Source organism: Roseospira navarrensis, from assembly GCF_009601025.1.
Lineage (GTDB): Bacteria > Pseudomonadota > Alphaproteobacteria > Rhodospirillales > Rhodospirillaceae > Rhodospira > Rhodospira navarrensis.
In genome coordinates, this window is the sequence record NZ_WIVE01000035.1 from 1 (window position 1) to 14702 (window position 14702).

The window sequence follows — 14702 nt, forward strand, 5'->3', positions numbered from 1 at the left end:
CCGGATCGCGGATCACGATGACAACGGGCAAAGACCCCATCCTGAGACGATCACACGATCCGGTGCGGGGCCCCGGGTGGCCACCCGGGGCCCCGCAACCCGGCATCTCCACAATGCCACAAATCAAACAGACAATCCTGAGCGCCCGTTGGGGCGCGAAGGATCTCGTGAGGGGGCACGAATGAAAACAGCCCTGTCATCCGGATTCGGAGCCCTGGCGCTCACGCCGCCTTGGTTGACTTGCCCGGCGGCCCGGGTATGGTCGGGCGCGGGTCCGTCGCCCCGGTGCGCCCGGCCCCGTTTCGCCCATCCTCGCCTGACGGACCCCGCCATGACGCTTGAAGATCTGGAACGCACCATCGAGGACGCCTGGGAGAGCCGGGACTCCGTGACGGCCGAGACCACGGGCCCGGTCCGGGACGCAGTCGAGACCGCGCTGAACGGCCTGGATTCCGGCGTCTACCGCGTGGCCGAGAAGATCGGCGGCGACTGGCAGGTCAACCAGTGGCTGAAAAAGGCCGTGCTGCTGGGCTTCCGCCTCAACGACATGGCGCCCATCGAGGGCGGCGTGGGCGGCTCCACCTGGTGGGACAAGGTGCCGTCCAAGTTCGAGGGCTGGGACGCCGCCCGCTTCAAGGCCGCCGGCTTCCGCGCCGTGCCGCCGTGCGCCGTGCGGCGCTCGGCCTACATCGCGCCCGGCGTGGTGCTGATGCCCAGCTACGTGAACCTGGGCGCCTATGTGGACTCCGGCACCATGGTGGACACCTGGGCCACGGTCGGGTCCTGCGCCCAGATCGGCAAGGGTGTGCACCTGTCCGGCGGTGTCGGTATCGGCGGCGTGCTGGAGCCGTTGCAGGCCAACCCGGTCATCATCGAGGACAACGTGTTCGTCGGCGCCCGCTCCGAGGTGGTCGAGGGCGTGATCGTCGAGGAAGGCGCCGTGCTGTCCATGGGCGTGTTCATCGGCGCGTCCACCAAGATCATCGACCGCAACACGGGCGAAGTCTTCATGGGTCGCGTGCCGGCCTATTCCGTGGTGGTCGCGGGCAGCATGCCCGGCAAGCCGCTGCCCGACGGCAGCCCGGGCCCCAACCTGGCCTGCGCCGTCATCGTCAAGCGCGTGGACGAAAAGACGCGCGCCAAGGTCTCGATCAACGAACTGCTGCGTGACTGATCCCGCCCCCCTCGCGCCCGGCGACACGGCCGGGCGGCCCGCCCCCGTCCTCGACTGGACCGTGGCGGGCCTCGCCGATCCGGTTCCCCTGGCCCGGGCGCTGATCCAGCGCCAGAGCATGACCCCCGTGGACGACGGCGCGCTGGACGTGCTCCAGGCCGCGCTTGAAACGCTGGGCTTTTCGTGCCGGCGCATGCCGTTCTCGCAGCCGGGCACGCCGGACGTGGACAACCTCTATGCCCGCCTGGGCGCGGGCGGACCGCATCTGTGCTACGCCGGGCATACGGACGTGGTGCCCGTGGGCCATGGCTGGACCCGCGACCCGTTCGCCGCCGAGATCGAAGACGGCGTGCTGTACGGCCGGGGCGCGGCCGACATGAAGGGCGGCATCGCCTGCTTCGTGGCCGCCTTTGCGCGCCGTCTGGCCGAGGGCGGTCCGCCCTCCGGCTCGCTGTCGCTGATGATCACCGGCGACGAGGAAGGCCCGGGCCTGAACGGCACCAAGCGCATGGTGGAGACCTTCGCCGCCGAGGGCGAGCACATCGACGACTGCATCGTCGGCGAGCCCGTCAATCCGGACACCATGGGCGAGATGGTCAAGGTCGGCCGCCGGGGCAGCCTGAACGTCCAACTCACCGTGCACGGGCGGCAGGGGCACGCGGCCTATCCCCACCGCTCGGACAACCCGATCCCGCGCCTGATGGACATGCTGGCGGCCCTCACCGCCGAACCGCTGGACCACGGGTCCGAACACTTCGAGCCCTCGACCCTGGTCATCACCTCCGTGGATGTGGGCAACCCAGCGACCAACGTGATCCCGGGCAAGGCGACGGCGCGCTTCAACATCCGCTTCAACGACCTGCACACCGGGCGGTCGCTGGTGGAGCGCCTGCGCGACACGATTCTGGCGGTGCAGAAGGGCCGGCCGGGCACCGTGGACATGGACGCCACGGTGCAGGGCGAAAGTTTCCTCACGCCGCCGGGCCGCCTGAGCGACCTGCTCCAGGGCGCGGCGGAGCGGGTGACCGGGCGTCGGCCCGAAATCTCCACCTCGGGCGGAACCTCCGATGCGCGGTTCATCAAGGACATCGCCGCCGTCGCCGAGTTCGGTCTGGTGGGCCGCACGATCCATCAGGCGGACGAGTGCGCCCCCCTTGCCGATCTGGAGTCGCTGACCGAGATCTATCGGCAGGTCATCGACGGCTATTTCGCGGCCTGATCTGGGCCGCGGAGGCCCTGCGCAGACCCGTCCGCTTCACGGCCGATCAGGATCATAAAAAGGCAGAGGATCCCCCGCCCATGCCGCCCCTGAGTGCGTCCGACATTGCCGCCGCGTTGTATGGTCTGCTCCGGCTGGCCCGGCTGGACCCGAAGGGGTTCGACTATTTCGAGGCGACCGCCACCGGGCTGCTCAAGTCCTTCTGGGTGGCGGCGTTCCTGCTGCCCGTGTTCCTGCTCTACCTGGTGCTGGACGTGCTGATGCTGGACCTGGGCGGTCCCGGGGCGGCGCTGCGGTATGTCTCAATCGAGACGATCGCCTATGTGGTGGACTGGGTGGCCTTTCCGCTGGTCATGGTGACCCTGGCCCCGGCGATGGGCCTGGACAGGACGCTGTTCCGCTTCCTGGTGCCGCTGAACTGGATTCAGTTGCCCGTCGGGCTGATCCTGATGGTGCCCGCGCTGATCGGGCGTCTGGTGGACATGCCCGAGGACTTCGCCGCCCTTGTGGGGCTGACGATCATCACGGCGTCCTTGCTGATCGTGGCCGCGTTGGCCCGCTTCGGCCTGGAGGTGCCCTGGTGGTCCGCCGCCGGCGCCACGGTGATGAACTTCACCATCAGCCTGATCATCACCGGCGTGGCGTTCTCCATGGCCGGCGTGGGCGCCTGATCGACGCCGGGGGGGCGGCGGATGGCGTCCCGTAGGGCGGGTTCGCGCCGCAGGCGCAACCCGCCACGGGAATTACCCCGCCATGCGGCCCAGGCGCAGGCGCAGGGCGTTCAGCTTGATGAAGCCCTCGGCGTCGCACTGGTCGTAGACCTCGTCTTCCTCGAAGGTGACGTGGTCCATGCTGTACAGGCTGACCGGGGCCTTGCGGCCGACAACGATGACGTTGCCCTTGTACAGCTTCAGGCGCGCGGTGCCGGTCACCCGCTCCTGGGTCTTGTCGATCAGGGCCTGCAGCGCCTCGCGCTCGGGCGCGAACCAGAAGCCGTTGTAGATGAGCGTGGCGTAGCGCGGCATCATCTCGTCGCGCAGGTGCATGGCCTCGCGGTCGAGCGTGATCGACTCGACGGCCCGGTGCGCGGCCAGCAACAGGGTGCCGCCCGGGGTTTCGTAGACGCCGCGCGACTTCATGCCGACGAAGCGGTTTTCCACCAGATCGACGCGGCCGCAGCCGTGCTTGCCGCCCAGGTCGTTCAGCCGGCGCAGGATATTCGCCGGGGACAGCCGCTCGCCGTTGATGGCCACGGCGTCGCCCTTCTCGAAATCGATCTCGACGTATTCGGGCGTCACCGGCGCGGCCTCGGGCGAGACCGTCATGCGGAACATGTCCTCGTCGGGCTCGGTCCAGGGGTCCTCCAGCGCCTTGCCCTCATAGGAGATGTGCAGAAGGTTGGCGTCCATGGAGTAGGGGGACTCGCCGCGCTTGTCCTTGGGCACGGGGATCTGGTGCTTCTCGGCGTAGTCGATCAGCTTGGCGCGGCTGTTCAGGTCCCATTCGCGCCACGGCGCGATGACCTTGACGTCCGGCTTCAGGGCGTAGGCGGTCAGCTCGAAGCGGACCTGATCGTTGCCCTTGCCGGTGGCGCCGTGGCTGATGGCGTCGGCGCCGGTCTGCTCGGCGATCTCGATCAGGCGCTTGGCGATCAGGGGCCGGGCGATCGACGTGCCGAGCAGGTACACACCCTCGTAGACCGTGTTGGCGCGGAACATGGGGAACACGTAGTCGCGCACGAACTCCTCGGTCAGGTCGTCGATGTAGATCTCCTTGATCCCCATCATCTCGGCCTTGGCGCGGGCGGGCTCCACCTCCTCGCCCTGGCCGATGTCGGCGGTGAAGGTCACCACCTCGCACCCGTAGGTGTCCTGCAGCCAGCGCAGGATGATCGAGGTGTCCAGGCCGCCCGAATAGGCCAGCACCACCTTCTTGACGTCGCCCTTGCCGAGACCCTTGCTCATGCCCATTGCCTTCGTGTTCGCGGATGATCTGGAAAGGGCGCGAGTATAGGGAATGCGCGCGCCCGGGCAAGGGTCGGTCATGGGGGCGGTTCATGGGGGCGCGGGTTCGTCGTCCTCCAGGAACAGGGCGGCGAGGCGGTCCAGCCCCGCGCGGTTGTCGAACGCGGACCGCACCCGCGCCATGCCGGCCGCGCCCAGGGCAGCACGCCGGGCCGGGTCGGCGATCAGGGCCGCCAGCACGGCGGTCAGCGCCGCGATGTCCTCCGGCTCCACCAGCGCGCCGGTGTCGTCCTCCACGATGAGTTCCGGAATGCCGGACAGTCGGGTGGACAGGCAGGCGAGCCCCTGGCTCTGGGCTTCCATCAGCACGTTGGGCAGGCCGTCGCGGTCGCCGTCGGCATCCACCCGGCAGGGCAGCACGAACAGGTCGGCGGCGCGGTAGGCCTCCAGGACCTCGGCCTGATCGCGCGCCCCCTGCCAGTCGATCCGGTCCGCGAGTCCCAGTTCGGCGGCCAGCGCCTTCAGGCCGTCCCGCTCCTTGCCGCCGCCGATGTGGACGAGCCGCCAGTGCGCCGCCGGGGGCAGGGCGGCCAGGGCGCGCAAGAGCAGGTCGAAGCCCTTCTTGGGCACGGCCCGGCCGACGGCCAGCAGGCGCACGGGATCGGCCGCATCGGTGCCGTCGCGCGCGCTCTGCGGCACGGGATCGGGCGCCGGGAAGCGGTCCAGGTCGAAGCCGTGATACAGCAGCCGCACCCGGCCCGGCGCCAGCCCGTCCAGGTGCGCGGCCCCCGAGGCGGTGCAGGTCACCGTCCAGCGGGTGTCGGCGAGCTTCTCCGCCTTCTCCCAGTCCGGAATGGTCCAGATGTCACGGGCATGGGCGGAGATGGACAGCGGCAGCCCCAGCAGCCGCGCGGCATAGCGGCCCACCGACCCGGGCGTGTGCAGGAAATGGACGTACACCGCCTCCACGTCCGACGGCATCTCCGCCGCCAGAACCAGCGCCTGACCCCAGCGGCGCACCCGGTTGCGGGTGGGGTCGCGGCGCAGGTCGCGCAGCCACAGCCGCCGCGTCTCGGCGTAGCGCGGCCAGCCGCGCACCGTCCGCCAGGCGCGCAGCATGCGGGCGGGGTCGTCGTGCAGATACTCCGGCAGGTAGGTGACGGGGGCCGCGATCTCGGCGTGGACCGGGTGGGTCTTGGTGTCGGTGGGGTGGCGCAGCGAGACCAGGCGCAGGCTCAGGCCGCGCCGCTCCAGCCCCAGAAGCTCCTGGGCGATGAAGGTTTCGGACAGGCGCGGATAGCCCTTCAGGACCACGGCCAGGGTGCGGGTCATGGGGTGCGTCCTTCCTCAGCCCGACCGGCTCTGGGCGGTCGGGCGCCGGGCGGTGGACCGGGCCGTATGGGGCGGAGTCAGGCCCGTGCGACGGCAGATGAAATCCAGGCCGTCGAGCCAGCCGGCGGGCAGCCGGGCGGAGGGCGGCGCCCGGTCCGCGAGGCCGCGCAGGGCCTGGGCCATGGTCTCGGGGCTGGCGTCCTCCTCATGCACCCGCATGTCCACGAGGCCCAGCGCGGCGGCCCGGCGGGCCCGGACAAGCTGTTCCTCGCGCGGTTCCGTGCGGGGCACCATCAGGGCTGGCTTGTCGAACGAGAGCACCTCGCAGAACGTGTTGTAGCCGCCCATGCAGACCATGGCGGTGGCGTCCTTCATCAGGTGTTCGGGGGTGGCGTCGAACTCCAGGGCGGCCCCCCGGCCCAGGGCGTGGACCCGCTCGCCGAAGGTCTCGCGCAGGGTGGCGTCCATGAACGGGCCGAACAGGAACACCGGCGCCAGCGGGATCCCCGGGTCGCTCTCGTAGGCCGACAGCACCCAGTCGATCAGGGCGGCGCCGTCGCCACCGCCGCCGGCGGTGACCAGGATGTAGGGCTCGTCGATGGGCCGCTCGGCGAGTCCGCCCCATTCCGAGGGCACGTGGGTCCGCTGGAAGCCCGTGAACACCAGCTTGTCGCGCACCCCGTCGGGGATGCTGAGGCCGGCCAGCGGGTCGTGGAAGCCGTCCGGCCCGTACACCCACACCTCGTCGTAAAGATTGCGCAGGGCCGGCATGACGCGCTTGCGTTTCCATTCGGCGGACAGGCGGTCCGGGCTGTCCATGACCTCGCGCAGGCCGAGGACCAGGCGGGTGCCCCGCTTCTTCAGGCGGCGCAGGGTGGACTCCACCTCGCCGCCCAGGCCCAGGGGCTCCTTGTCCACGATGAACAGGTCGGGCGCGAACGCCAGGGCCGTGTGCTGGATGATGGAGGCCCGCAGCGCCAGCGTGTCCTCGATGTCGATGAGCAGGTTCAGCGCCGTGTAATTGCCGTTCTGCAGCTTCACCACACCCGGCACGCGCACGAAGTCCACCCGGGCGCGGAAATCGAAGCTGCCGATGATCGGCGACCCGGAGATGATGAGAACCGTGAGGTCCTTGCTGGCGCCGACCATGGCGTGGGCCATGCGGCGGCAGCGGCGCAGGTGACCAAGCCCGAAGCTGTCGTGGCTGTAGATCAGGACCCGCATGGATGCCCCTTCTTCGGGTCCGGCCTGACGCCGCGCGATGACCGACGTCACCCTAGTCGATTCGGCCGTCCATTAAAAGGCTGCGCGGGCGGCCCGGGCTACAGGTGAGCCAGCACGTTTTCGGCGCTGGAGGCCTCGAAGGCGCCGGGCGAATCGAGGAAGACGTGCGCCACCACGCCGTCCCGCACCACCATGGCATACCGTTGCGACCGGGTCGCCATGGCCGCCTTGCTGGCGTCCATCTCCGTGCCCGTGGCCGCCGCGAAGGCGCCGTTGCCATCGGAGATCATGAGCACCTTGCCGTCGGCGCCGGCCTGGGCGCCCCAGGCCGCCATGACAAAGGGATCGTTGACCGCGATACAGGCGACCGTGTCCACGCCCTTCGCGGTGAGCGCGTCGATGTGGTCGATGAACCCGGGCAGATGCCGGGCCGAGCAGGTCGGCGTGAAGGCGCCGGGCACCGCGAACAGCACCACCGTCTTGCCCGCGAACACCTCGGCGGTGGTGATGGGCCTGATCCCCTCATCGGTCATCCGGTGCAGGGTGACTTCGGGGATACGATCGCCGACCTTGATCATGCTCACGGCTGGAACTCCTTGTGCGGGAGGGCACGCCACGATCCGGCGACGCCTGATCGCGTCCCCCTCGGGCCTGCGCTCACATGGGGGCGCCGCGGCCCGATTGCGAGGGCAGCGGCCGCGCCGCTGGGCTCAGCCCTTGCTGATGGCGGAATGCAGGGGCTTGCTCGCCTCGTAGGCCCGGGCCTGCGCGGGCGTGGCCTCGGGCTGGTGGCGGTCCTTCCAGTCGGCGTAGTCCATGCCGTAGACCCAGCGCTGCGCCTCCGCCTTGTCGAGGGGGGCGCCGGTCTCCTCGGCGGCCGCCCTCAGCCACTTCCACAGGCAGTTGCGGCAGAACCCGGACAGCGCCATCAGGTCGATGTTCTGGACGTCGGTGCGCCACTGAAGGTGCGCCACCAGGCTGCGGAACGCCGCCGCCTCGATCTCCGTTCGCGTCTGTTGGTCCACGTCAACGCCTCCGCTGGTTGTGACATCGGGTCGGCGGGGATCGCACGGGGCGTCTGATGCCGCCCCTGCGCAACAGGAACGCAACAGTATATTGCCCCGGGCCCCGTGCTGATATAGGACAGGCGCGCGACTCTTGCAGTGGCCGGCCGGGGCCGAACGATCCCCGGGGCCGATCCGGTCCGGGCCGCGCCGCATCCCGAGCCCACCCGTGCGTCCGGAGGGAACATCATCCGGTGCCCAACACCGTCCTGATCCTCAACGGTCCGAATCTGAACCTGCTGGGCCGCCGGGAACCGTCCGTGTACGGGCGGGAGACCCTGGACGACATCGCGGCGGCGTGCCGGGTGCGCGGCGAAAAGCTGCGGATCCGCGTCGATTTCCGCCAGACCAACCACGAGGGCGAGCTGGTCGAGTGGATCCAGCAAAGCCATGCCGACGTGCGGGGGATCATCCTGAACGCGGCCGCCTACACCCATACGTCCGTCGCCATCCCCGACGCGCTGCGCGCCGTTGCGCTGCCCTGCATCGAGGTGCACCTGTCGAACGTGCATGCCCGCGAGAGTTTTCGCCACCATTCCTATATTTCGCCGGTCGCCACCGGCGTCATCGTGGGTCTGGGCAGCCAGGGCTATCTGCTCGCCCTGGACGCCATGGCCCGCCTGATCGCTGACGCAGACGCCGCCAACGCCGACGGCCCGCGTTCCCTGTCCACATGAGCCGGCGCCGGCCGCCTCGCCCCGATCCGCGGGGCCGCAGCGGCACCGGCTCCCCCAGACCCGAGATCGAAGACACCGCCATGGCCAGCACTCCCATCGATACCGACGCGGTCCGCGCCCTTGCCGAGCTGCTCGGCGAATCCGGACTGACCGAGATCGAGTACGACACCGGCGATACGCGTATTCGCGTCGCCCGGACCGTGACCGTCCAGGCCACCGCGCCGGCGCCCGCCGCGGCTCCCGCGCCGTCGGCGACGGGCGGCGCCGACCCCGCCGCCGGCGGGGCCGAGGGGCATCCGGGGGCCGTGACCTCGCCCATGGTCGGCGTGGTCTACATGGCGCCGGAGCCGGGCGCGCCCAACTTCATCAAGGTGGGCGACACGGTGGACGAGGGGGCCACCCTGCTGCTGATCGAGGCCATGAAGACCTTCAATCCGCTGCGCGCCCCGCGCGGCGGCCGCATCGCCGCCATCCTGGTGGACGACGCCACGCCGGTGGAATTCGGCGAGGCGCTGGTGGTCATCGAATAGGGTATGGATTCCGCCATGTCGCCGTCCGCCTCCGCCGATCGTCCGCCGATCGTGTTCGACAAAGTCCTCATCGCCAATCGCGGCGAGATCGCGCTGCGCATCCTGCGCGCCTGCCGCGAAATGGGGATCCGGACCGTCGCCGTCCACTCCACGGCCGATGCCGAGGCCATGCACGTCCGCCTTGCCGACGAGTCGGTGTGCATCGGTCCGCCTTCGGCCCGCGACAGCTACCTGAACAAGGCCGCCATCCTGGCCGCGGCGACCATCACCGGCAGCGACGCGATTCATCCCGGATACGGCTTCCTGTCCGAGAACGCGGACTTCGCCGAGATGGTCCATGACCACAACATGGCGTTCATCGGCCCGCCCGCGAAGCTGATCCGCATGATGGGCGACAAGATCGCCGCCAAGAAGGCCGCGACCGAGGCCGGGCTGCCCTGTGTGCCCGGATCCGACGGGGCCGTGGAGACGGCCGACGAGGCCCGGGCCATGGCCGCCGAGATCGGCTATCCGGTGCTCATCAAGGCCTCCGCCGGCGGTGGCGGACGCGGCATGAAGGTGGCCGAGTCCGCCGAGACCGTGGTGGAGGCCTGGCAGACCGCGCGCGCCGAGGCGACCGCCGCCTTCGGCAACGGCGAGGTCTATATGGAGAAGTACCTCGCCAACCCGCGCCATATCGAGGTGCAGGTGCTGGCGGACATGCATGGCAACGTCGTGCACCTGGGCGAGCGTGATTGCTCGTTGCAACGCAAGCATCAGAAGGTGCTGGAGGAAGCGCCGTCGCCCGCGCTGTCCCCGGACGAGCGCGCCCGCATCGGCGGCATCGCCTGCCGCGCGGCGGCGGCCCTGGGCTACTACAACGCCGGCACCATGGAGTTCCTGTACGAGGACGGGAACTTCTACTTCATGGAAATGAACACCCGCCTGCAGGTGGAACACCCGGTCACCGAGATGATTACGACCCTGGATTTGGTGAAGGAGCAGATCCGCGTCGCCCAGGGGGAACCGCTCGGCTACGGCCAGGACGACATTCGCTTCCACGGCCATGCCATCGAGTGCCGCATCAACGCCGAGAACTCGGTGACCTTCGCGCCCTCGCCGGGCACCATCGGACGCTACCATGCCCCCGGCGGCATGGGGGTCCGGGTGGAATCGGGGCTTTACACGGGCCTGAAGGTGCCGCCGCACTACGACAGCATGATCGCCAAGCTGGTGGTGCACGGCGCCAACCGGACGGAATGCCTGATGCGGCTGCAGCGCGCCCTGGGCGAATACGTGATCGAGGGCGTGGAGACGACCATTCCGCTGCACCAGCGCCTGATGACGGCGGAGGCGTTCATCTCCGGCGACTACGACATCCGGTGGCTGGAACGCTTCGTGGCCGAGGGCAACCACGCCTGATCGTGGGGCCGGGCAACCGGGTGAAGGCACCTTTGGCGAAATGCGAGACCTCGTAGGGCGGGTTCGCGCCGAAGGCGCAACCCGCCGCAAACCAGCCATGCGGCGGATTGTCCCCACCGCGTTTCCCTGCCGGGAAACGGGCGGGGTCGAATCCGCCCGACCCGGCGTCTCTTCGACCACACGTCCTTTCACCCGATGGCCCTGGATCGTGGGGCCGGGCCTTCAAAGCGCGGTCCGTCCGTCTCCCTCTTCGGTCCGCACCTCCAGGTGAGCCAGGGCGTCCGCCACCATGCGGGTGGTGGCGCGCACCTGCTCGGCCGCGTCGGGGTGGAAGGCCACCAATACGGCCAGGGTCTCCGCGCCCGGCTCGGGGAACACCTTGACCAGGGCGGCGTCGGCGCCGTCCCCGGCGCCCGGCCGCACCCGGAACAGCCGGACGTGCGGCGTGGCCCGCACCAGCACCGCCAGAATCCCCAGGAACACCACCGGGTCCGTGCAGAACGCCGAGGGGAACGGAACGGACGCCTCGGCCGCCGGATCGTCGTCGGGGCCGGTGCGGCGGACCGCGTTCGGGTCCAGGCCCGCCCGCTGCGTCGCCATCTCCAGGGCCGCGAAGGGGGCCACGATCTCCCAGTCGACCGCGTCCGCGTCGGCCGCGCCGCCGCCGAAGTCCAGCGGCGGGTCCGGGTCGGCCAGGGCCGGCGTGCCCGGGTCCGTCCGGCGGGCCGTCGCGGCGACCGAAACCCGAGGCCCCCAGGTCTCGTCCGGCGGAAAGTGCCACTGGCCGCGCCGACCGGGGGAGGGGTCCGCCGCCTGATCGGCGTCGTCCGCCGTCGCCCCGTCGTGGCGTGACCGGCCGCCCAGGGCGCGGGCGAGGCGGTCCCGCGCGGCCCGGGTCATGGCGCGGAGACCGCCCGCCTCCGCCGGTCTCTGGTCGTGGGACATGGACGAACCCTCCCGGCGGGCCGGCGCATCCGGCCCGGCGCCCATGATGGCGTCCGGGGCGGGCCGCCACAAGGCGCCCGCTGATGCCCGCCGCCGCCGGGGCTTGCGTTCCCGCGCCCGATCGGAAACAGTGCCGCAAGGCGTGGGGACCGCCCCGCGTTCGTCCGACCGCTGCGAGAGGGCGTTCATGAAGGGCATTATCCTGGCCGGAGGCTCCGGCACCCGCCTGCATCCGCTGACCCGTGCCGTCTCCAAGCAACTGCTGCCGGTCTATGACAAGCCGATGATCTATTACCCGCTGTCGGTCCTGATGCTGGCCGGTATTCGGGAGATCCTGGTCATCACCACGCCGCACGACGCACCCATGTTCGAGGCCCTGTTGGGGGACGGCGCGGATTGGGGGATCGACATCCGCTATGCCCAGCAGCCGCGCCCCGAGGGGCTGGCCCAGGCCTTCCTGATCGGCCGGGACTTCCTGGACGGCAGCCCCTGCGCCCTGATCCTCGGCGACAACATCTTCTACGGCCACGGCCTGACCGAGAAACTGCAGACCGCCGCCGCCCGCGACCAGGGAGCCACCGTGTTCGCCTACCGGGTGCCGGATCCGGAGCGCTACGGGGTGGTGGACTTCGACGATGAGGGCCGCGCCACCTCCATCGAGGAAAAGCCCAGGCAGCCCAAGTCGCACTGGGCGGTCACGGGGCTGTATTTCTACGATCACCGCGTGGGGGACGTGGCGGCCGACCTGAAACCCAGTCCGCGCGGCGAACTGGAGATCACCGACGTCAACGCCTTCTACCTGCGCGACGGCGCGCTGACCGTGGAGCGCATGGGGCGCGGCTTCGCCTGGTTCGACACCGGCACCCATGAAAGCCTGCTGGACGCGGGCAACTATGTCCGGACAGTCGACCGCCGCCAGGGCCTGAAGATCTCGGCCCCGGAGGAGGTCGCCTTCTTCAAGGGGTTCATCAACGCCGACCAGCTCGACCGGCTCGGCGCGGCGCTGGAGAAGACCGATTACGGCCAGTACCTGCGCCGCATCGCGCGCGAGGGGGCGGCATGACGGCGCGGGGTGGCCTTGGCTGAGTCCGCGGCAGCGCGGCCGGGCGCGCCTCGCTCCCGGGCCGATGAGCTGAAGGCCGCGCTGCGGCGCGCCAACGGTCAGGTCCTGGCCGCCGGGGCGTTCAGCCTGTTCGTCACCCTGCTGGTGCTGGTCCTGCCGGTTTTCGCGTTCCAACTGTTCGAACGGGTCCTTCCCAGCCGGTCCGAACAGACCCTGGTCATGCTCATGATCCTGGCCGCTGGTGCGCTGGCGGGCATGGCCATCCTGGACATGCTGCGCCGCCTGCTCCTGCTGCGCGCCGGCAGTGCTCTGCGCCACCGGCTGACCGGGCCGGTGCTGGACATCCTGGTGCAGGTGGCGGGGGCCGGGCCGCGCCCGGAAACCCGACAGGCGCTCGGCGACGTGGACGTGCTGTGTCGGTCCATGGGCGGGCGGGGACAGATCGCCACGCTCGATCTGGTCTGGTTTCCGGTGTTCCTGATCGCCCTGCCTCTGATCGATGCGCGTCTGTTGCTGGTGGCCGGCCTGGTCTCGGCGTTGATGGCGGTCACGGTGCTGATGGCCCGGCCCCTGACCCTGCGCCGGGCGCGCGAGGCCCAGCGCCGGGACCTTGCCATGCGCAGCCAATTGGAGGAGCGGTTGCGCCACGCCCCCAGCGTGGCGGTCATGGGGATGGCGCCCATGATCGCGCGCCGCTGGCGGCGCGCGGCCGACGCCCGCCAGCGCGACGACGCCCGCATTGCCGTGCGCCTGACCGCTCTGGCCATGGGGACCGCCCTGCTGCGCCATCTGGGGGTGGTGGCGGTTCTGGGCGCGGCGGCGTGGCTGTACACCCTGGGCGATGTGACCGAGGCGGATGTGATCGCCGCCGGTCTGGTGGCCGACCGGGCTTTTGCGGTTCTGGAGGGCCTGATCTGGGGCTGGGGGGACGTCATGGCCGCGCGCGGCGCGCGCGACCGGCTGATGGCGCTGTTCGAGGCCAGCCCGCCCGCCCGCGACAGCATGCCGTTGCCCGTGCCGGCCGGGGCCCTGGCCGTGCAGCAGGCCGTGGTGGCGCCGCCGGGGGGTCGCGTGCCCGTGCTCAAGGGCCTCTCGTTCGACCTGCCGCCGGGCGGATCGCTGGGGGTCATCGGGCCGTCCGGCGCGGGCAAGTCCACCCTGGCCCGCGCGCTGGTGGGCCTGTGGCCGCCCGCCCAGGGCAAGGTGCGCCTGGACGGCAACGATCTGCGCAACTGGAACACGGACCAGCTCGGCCGCCATGTGGGCTACGTGAGTCAGGACATCGACCTGATGGATGGCACCGTCGCCGAGAACATCGCCCGCATGGGCGTGGTGGAGGCCGCCGACGTGATCCAGGCCGCGCGGCGGGTCGGGCTGCACGAGACCCTTCTGCGACTGCCCAACGGCTATGACACCCCGATCGGCGAGAACGGCCATGTGCTGCCGGCCGGCCTGCGCCAGCGGGTCGCGCTGGCCCGCGCGCTGTACGGCGATCCGCGCCTGATCGTGCTGGACGAGCCGAACGCCTTCCTGGACAGCGAGGGCGAGCAGGCGCTGTTGCAGACCCTGGCGGCGCTGCGCAACGAGGGACGGACGGTCGTCATGGTGACCCAGAAACCGGCCCTGCTGACCGCCCTGGAGACGGTGCTGGTGCTGCGCGACGGGCAGGTGGAGATGATGGGACCCTGCAAGGACATCCTGGCGAAGTTCGCGCGCGGCGGCGCGCCCGGGGCGGGGCAGGGCGGTTCGCCGAAACAGGTGCAGGGCCCCGCGCCCGGCGGCGCAGGATCCCCGAAGGGATCCGCCGCGCCGCCCCCCGGCAGACCGCCGCCGAAAGCCCCGCCGTCGCCGCCGTCCTCCGGGAGCTCCGGGGGCGGGTCCTCGTCCGGACGCCTCGGCCGCCGTCCGCCGGACGGCTCCGGCGGCGGGTGATCCCGCCCGGCTCGGTGGTGGCCCGGGCGCACTCTTCCCTTTGGTGACCCATTTCTCCGCTCGGGTTTGGCCGCGCAGTCTGGTTGCCTATCCCAACTCCCTGAATTTCCACTGAAAAATGCGCCCTGGAGTGTCCCTATCCGGGCTCAGGGTTTTTGTTGCGACTCATTCCTATTT

The 14702-nt window shown here is 70.6% G+C and carries 14 protein-coding genes; 8 read left to right on the forward strand and 6 right to left on the reverse strand.

What is annotated here, in order from left to right:
* Nucleotides 1-331 precede the first annotated feature (331 nt).
* The 3 genes from dapD (at nt 332) to GHC57_RS11615 (ending at nt 3064) form a co-directional block, all read left to right on the forward strand.
* A complete protein-coding gene (gene dapD, locus GHC57_RS11605) occupies nt 332-1174 on the forward strand; it encodes a 2,3,4,5-tetrahydropyridine-2,6-dicarboxylate N-succinyltransferase (RefSeq protein WP_153344382.1) in 843 nt (280 codons plus the stop codon).
* Nucleotides 1175-1235: 61 nt separating this feature from the next.
* Nucleotides 1236-2393, forward strand: coding sequence for a succinyl-diaminopimelate desuccinylase (dapE, locus tag GHC57_RS11610; RefSeq protein ID WP_343031169.1), 1158 nt, complete (start codon nt 1236-1238; stop codon nt 2391-2393).
* 80 nt (nt 2394-2473) lie between these two features.
* Nucleotides 2474-3064, forward strand: coding sequence for a hypothetical protein (locus GHC57_RS11615; RefSeq protein ID WP_153344384.1), 591 nt, complete (start codon nt 2474-2476; stop codon nt 3062-3064).
* A 72-nt stretch (nt 3065-3136) separates the two neighbouring features.
* On the opposite strand, the gene GHC57_RS11620 is transcribed toward GHC57_RS11615, so the two are convergent.
* From GHC57_RS11620 to GHC57_RS19995, 5 genes are all read right to left on the reverse strand, one after another.
* On the reverse strand, nt 3137-4357 hold the full coding sequence (locus tag GHC57_RS11620; protein WP_170294850.1) for an argininosuccinate synthase: 1221 nt from the start codon (nt 4355-4357) through the stop codon (nt 3137-3139).
* 90 nt (nt 4358-4447) lie between these two features.
* Nucleotides 4448-5689, reverse strand: coding sequence for a glycosyltransferase (locus tag GHC57_RS11625; RefSeq protein ID WP_153344388.1), 1242 nt, complete (start codon nt 5687-5689; stop codon nt 4448-4450).
* A gap of 15 nt (nt 5690-5704) precedes the next feature.
* Nucleotides 5705-6913 (reverse strand): glycosyltransferase family protein, encoded by a 1209-nt coding sequence (locus GHC57_RS11630; RefSeq protein ID WP_153344390.1) that lies wholly within the window; start codon nt 6911-6913, stop codon nt 5705-5707.
* Nucleotides 6914-7011: 98 nt separating this feature from the next.
* On the reverse strand, nt 7012-7491 hold the full coding sequence (locus GHC57_RS11635; RefSeq protein WP_153344462.1) for a peroxiredoxin: 480 nt from the start codon (nt 7489-7491) through the stop codon (nt 7012-7014).
* Between the two features lie 132 nt (nt 7492-7623).
* A complete protein-coding gene (locus GHC57_RS19995; protein ID WP_343031167.1) occupies nt 7624-7938 on the reverse strand; it encodes a DUF1244 domain-containing protein in 315 nt (104 codons plus the stop codon).
* 233 nt (nt 7939-8171) lie between these two features.
* On the opposite strand from GHC57_RS19995, the gene aroQ reads away from it, so the two are divergent.
* The 3 genes from aroQ (at nt 8172) to accC (ending at nt 10585) form a co-directional block, all read left to right on the forward strand.
* On the forward strand, nt 8172-8654 hold the full coding sequence (gene aroQ, locus GHC57_RS11645) for a type II 3-dehydroquinate dehydratase (protein WP_170294848.1): 483 nt from the start codon (nt 8172-8174) through the stop codon (nt 8652-8654).
* Nucleotides 8655-8734: 80 nt separating this feature from the next.
* Complete coding sequence (locus GHC57_RS11650; RefSeq protein ID WP_153344396.1) at nt 8735-9184, forward strand: acetyl-CoA carboxylase biotin carboxyl carrier protein; 450 nt, start codon at nt 8735-8737, stop codon at nt 9182-9184.
* 51 nt (nt 9185-9235) lie between these two features.
* Nucleotides 9236-10585, forward strand: coding sequence for an acetyl-CoA carboxylase biotin carboxylase subunit (accC, locus tag GHC57_RS11655; protein WP_170294853.1), 1350 nt, complete (start codon nt 9236-9238; stop codon nt 10583-10585).
* A gap of 222 nt (nt 10586-10807) precedes the next feature.
* On the opposite strand, the gene GHC57_RS11660 is transcribed toward accC, so the two are convergent.
* Nucleotides 10808-11530, reverse strand: a complete 723-nt coding sequence (locus GHC57_RS11660; protein ID WP_153344400.1) for a hypothetical protein — start codon at nt 11528-11530, stop codon at nt 10808-10810.
* Between the two features lie 187 nt (nt 11531-11717).
* Between GHC57_RS11660 and rfbA the strand changes: the two genes are divergently transcribed.
* Both rfbA and GHC57_RS11670 read left to right on the forward strand, forming a co-directional pair.
* On the forward strand, nt 11718-12593 hold the full coding sequence (gene rfbA / locus GHC57_RS11665) for a glucose-1-phosphate thymidylyltransferase RfbA (RefSeq protein ID WP_153344402.1): 876 nt from the start codon (nt 11718-11720) through the stop codon (nt 12591-12593).
* Between the two features lie 15 nt (nt 12594-12608).
* Nucleotides 12609-14525 carry a type I secretion system permease/ATPase gene (locus GHC57_RS11670; protein WP_153344404.1) on the forward strand — a complete coding sequence of 639 codons (1917 nt, stop codon included), beginning with the start codon at nt 12609-12611 and terminating at the stop codon, nt 14523-14525.
* Nucleotides 14526-14702 lie beyond the last annotated feature (177 nt).

Bases quoted from the DNA above. Each gene is read 5' to 3' on its own strand.
- rfbA (WP_153344402.1), top strand. From the start codon at position 11,718: ATGAAGGGCATTATCCTGGCCGGAGGCTCCGGCACCCGCCTGCATCCG.
- GHC57_RS11650 (WP_153344396.1), top strand. From the start codon at position 8,735: ATGGCCAGCACTCCCATCGATACCGACGCGGTCCGCGCCCTTGCCGAG.
- GHC57_RS11620 (WP_170294850.1), bottom strand. From the start codon at position 4,357: ATGAGCAAGGGTCTCGGCAAGGGCGACGTCAAGAAGGTGGTGCTGGCC.
- GHC57_RS11625 (WP_153344388.1), bottom strand. From the start codon at position 5,689: ATGACCCGCACCCTGGCCGTGGTCCTGAAGGGCTATCCGCGCCTGTCC.
- GHC57_RS11660 (WP_153344400.1), bottom strand. From the start codon at position 11,530: ATGTCCCACGACCAGAGACCGGCGGAGGCGGGCGGTCTCCGCGCCATG.
- dapD (WP_153344382.1), top strand. From the start codon at position 332: ATGACGCTTGAAGATCTGGAACGCACCATCGAGGACGCCTGGGAGAGC.
- GHC57_RS11615 (WP_153344384.1), top strand. From the start codon at position 2,474: ATGCCGCCCCTGAGTGCGTCCGACATTGCCGCCGCGTTGTATGGTCTG.
- GHC57_RS11630 (WP_153344390.1), bottom strand. From the start codon at position 6,913: ATGCGGGTCCTGATCTACAGCCACGACAGCTTCGGGCTTGGTCACCTG.
- GHC57_RS11635 (WP_153344462.1), bottom strand. From the start codon at position 7,491: ATGATCAAGGTCGGCGATCGTATCCCCGAAGTCACCCTGCACCGGATG.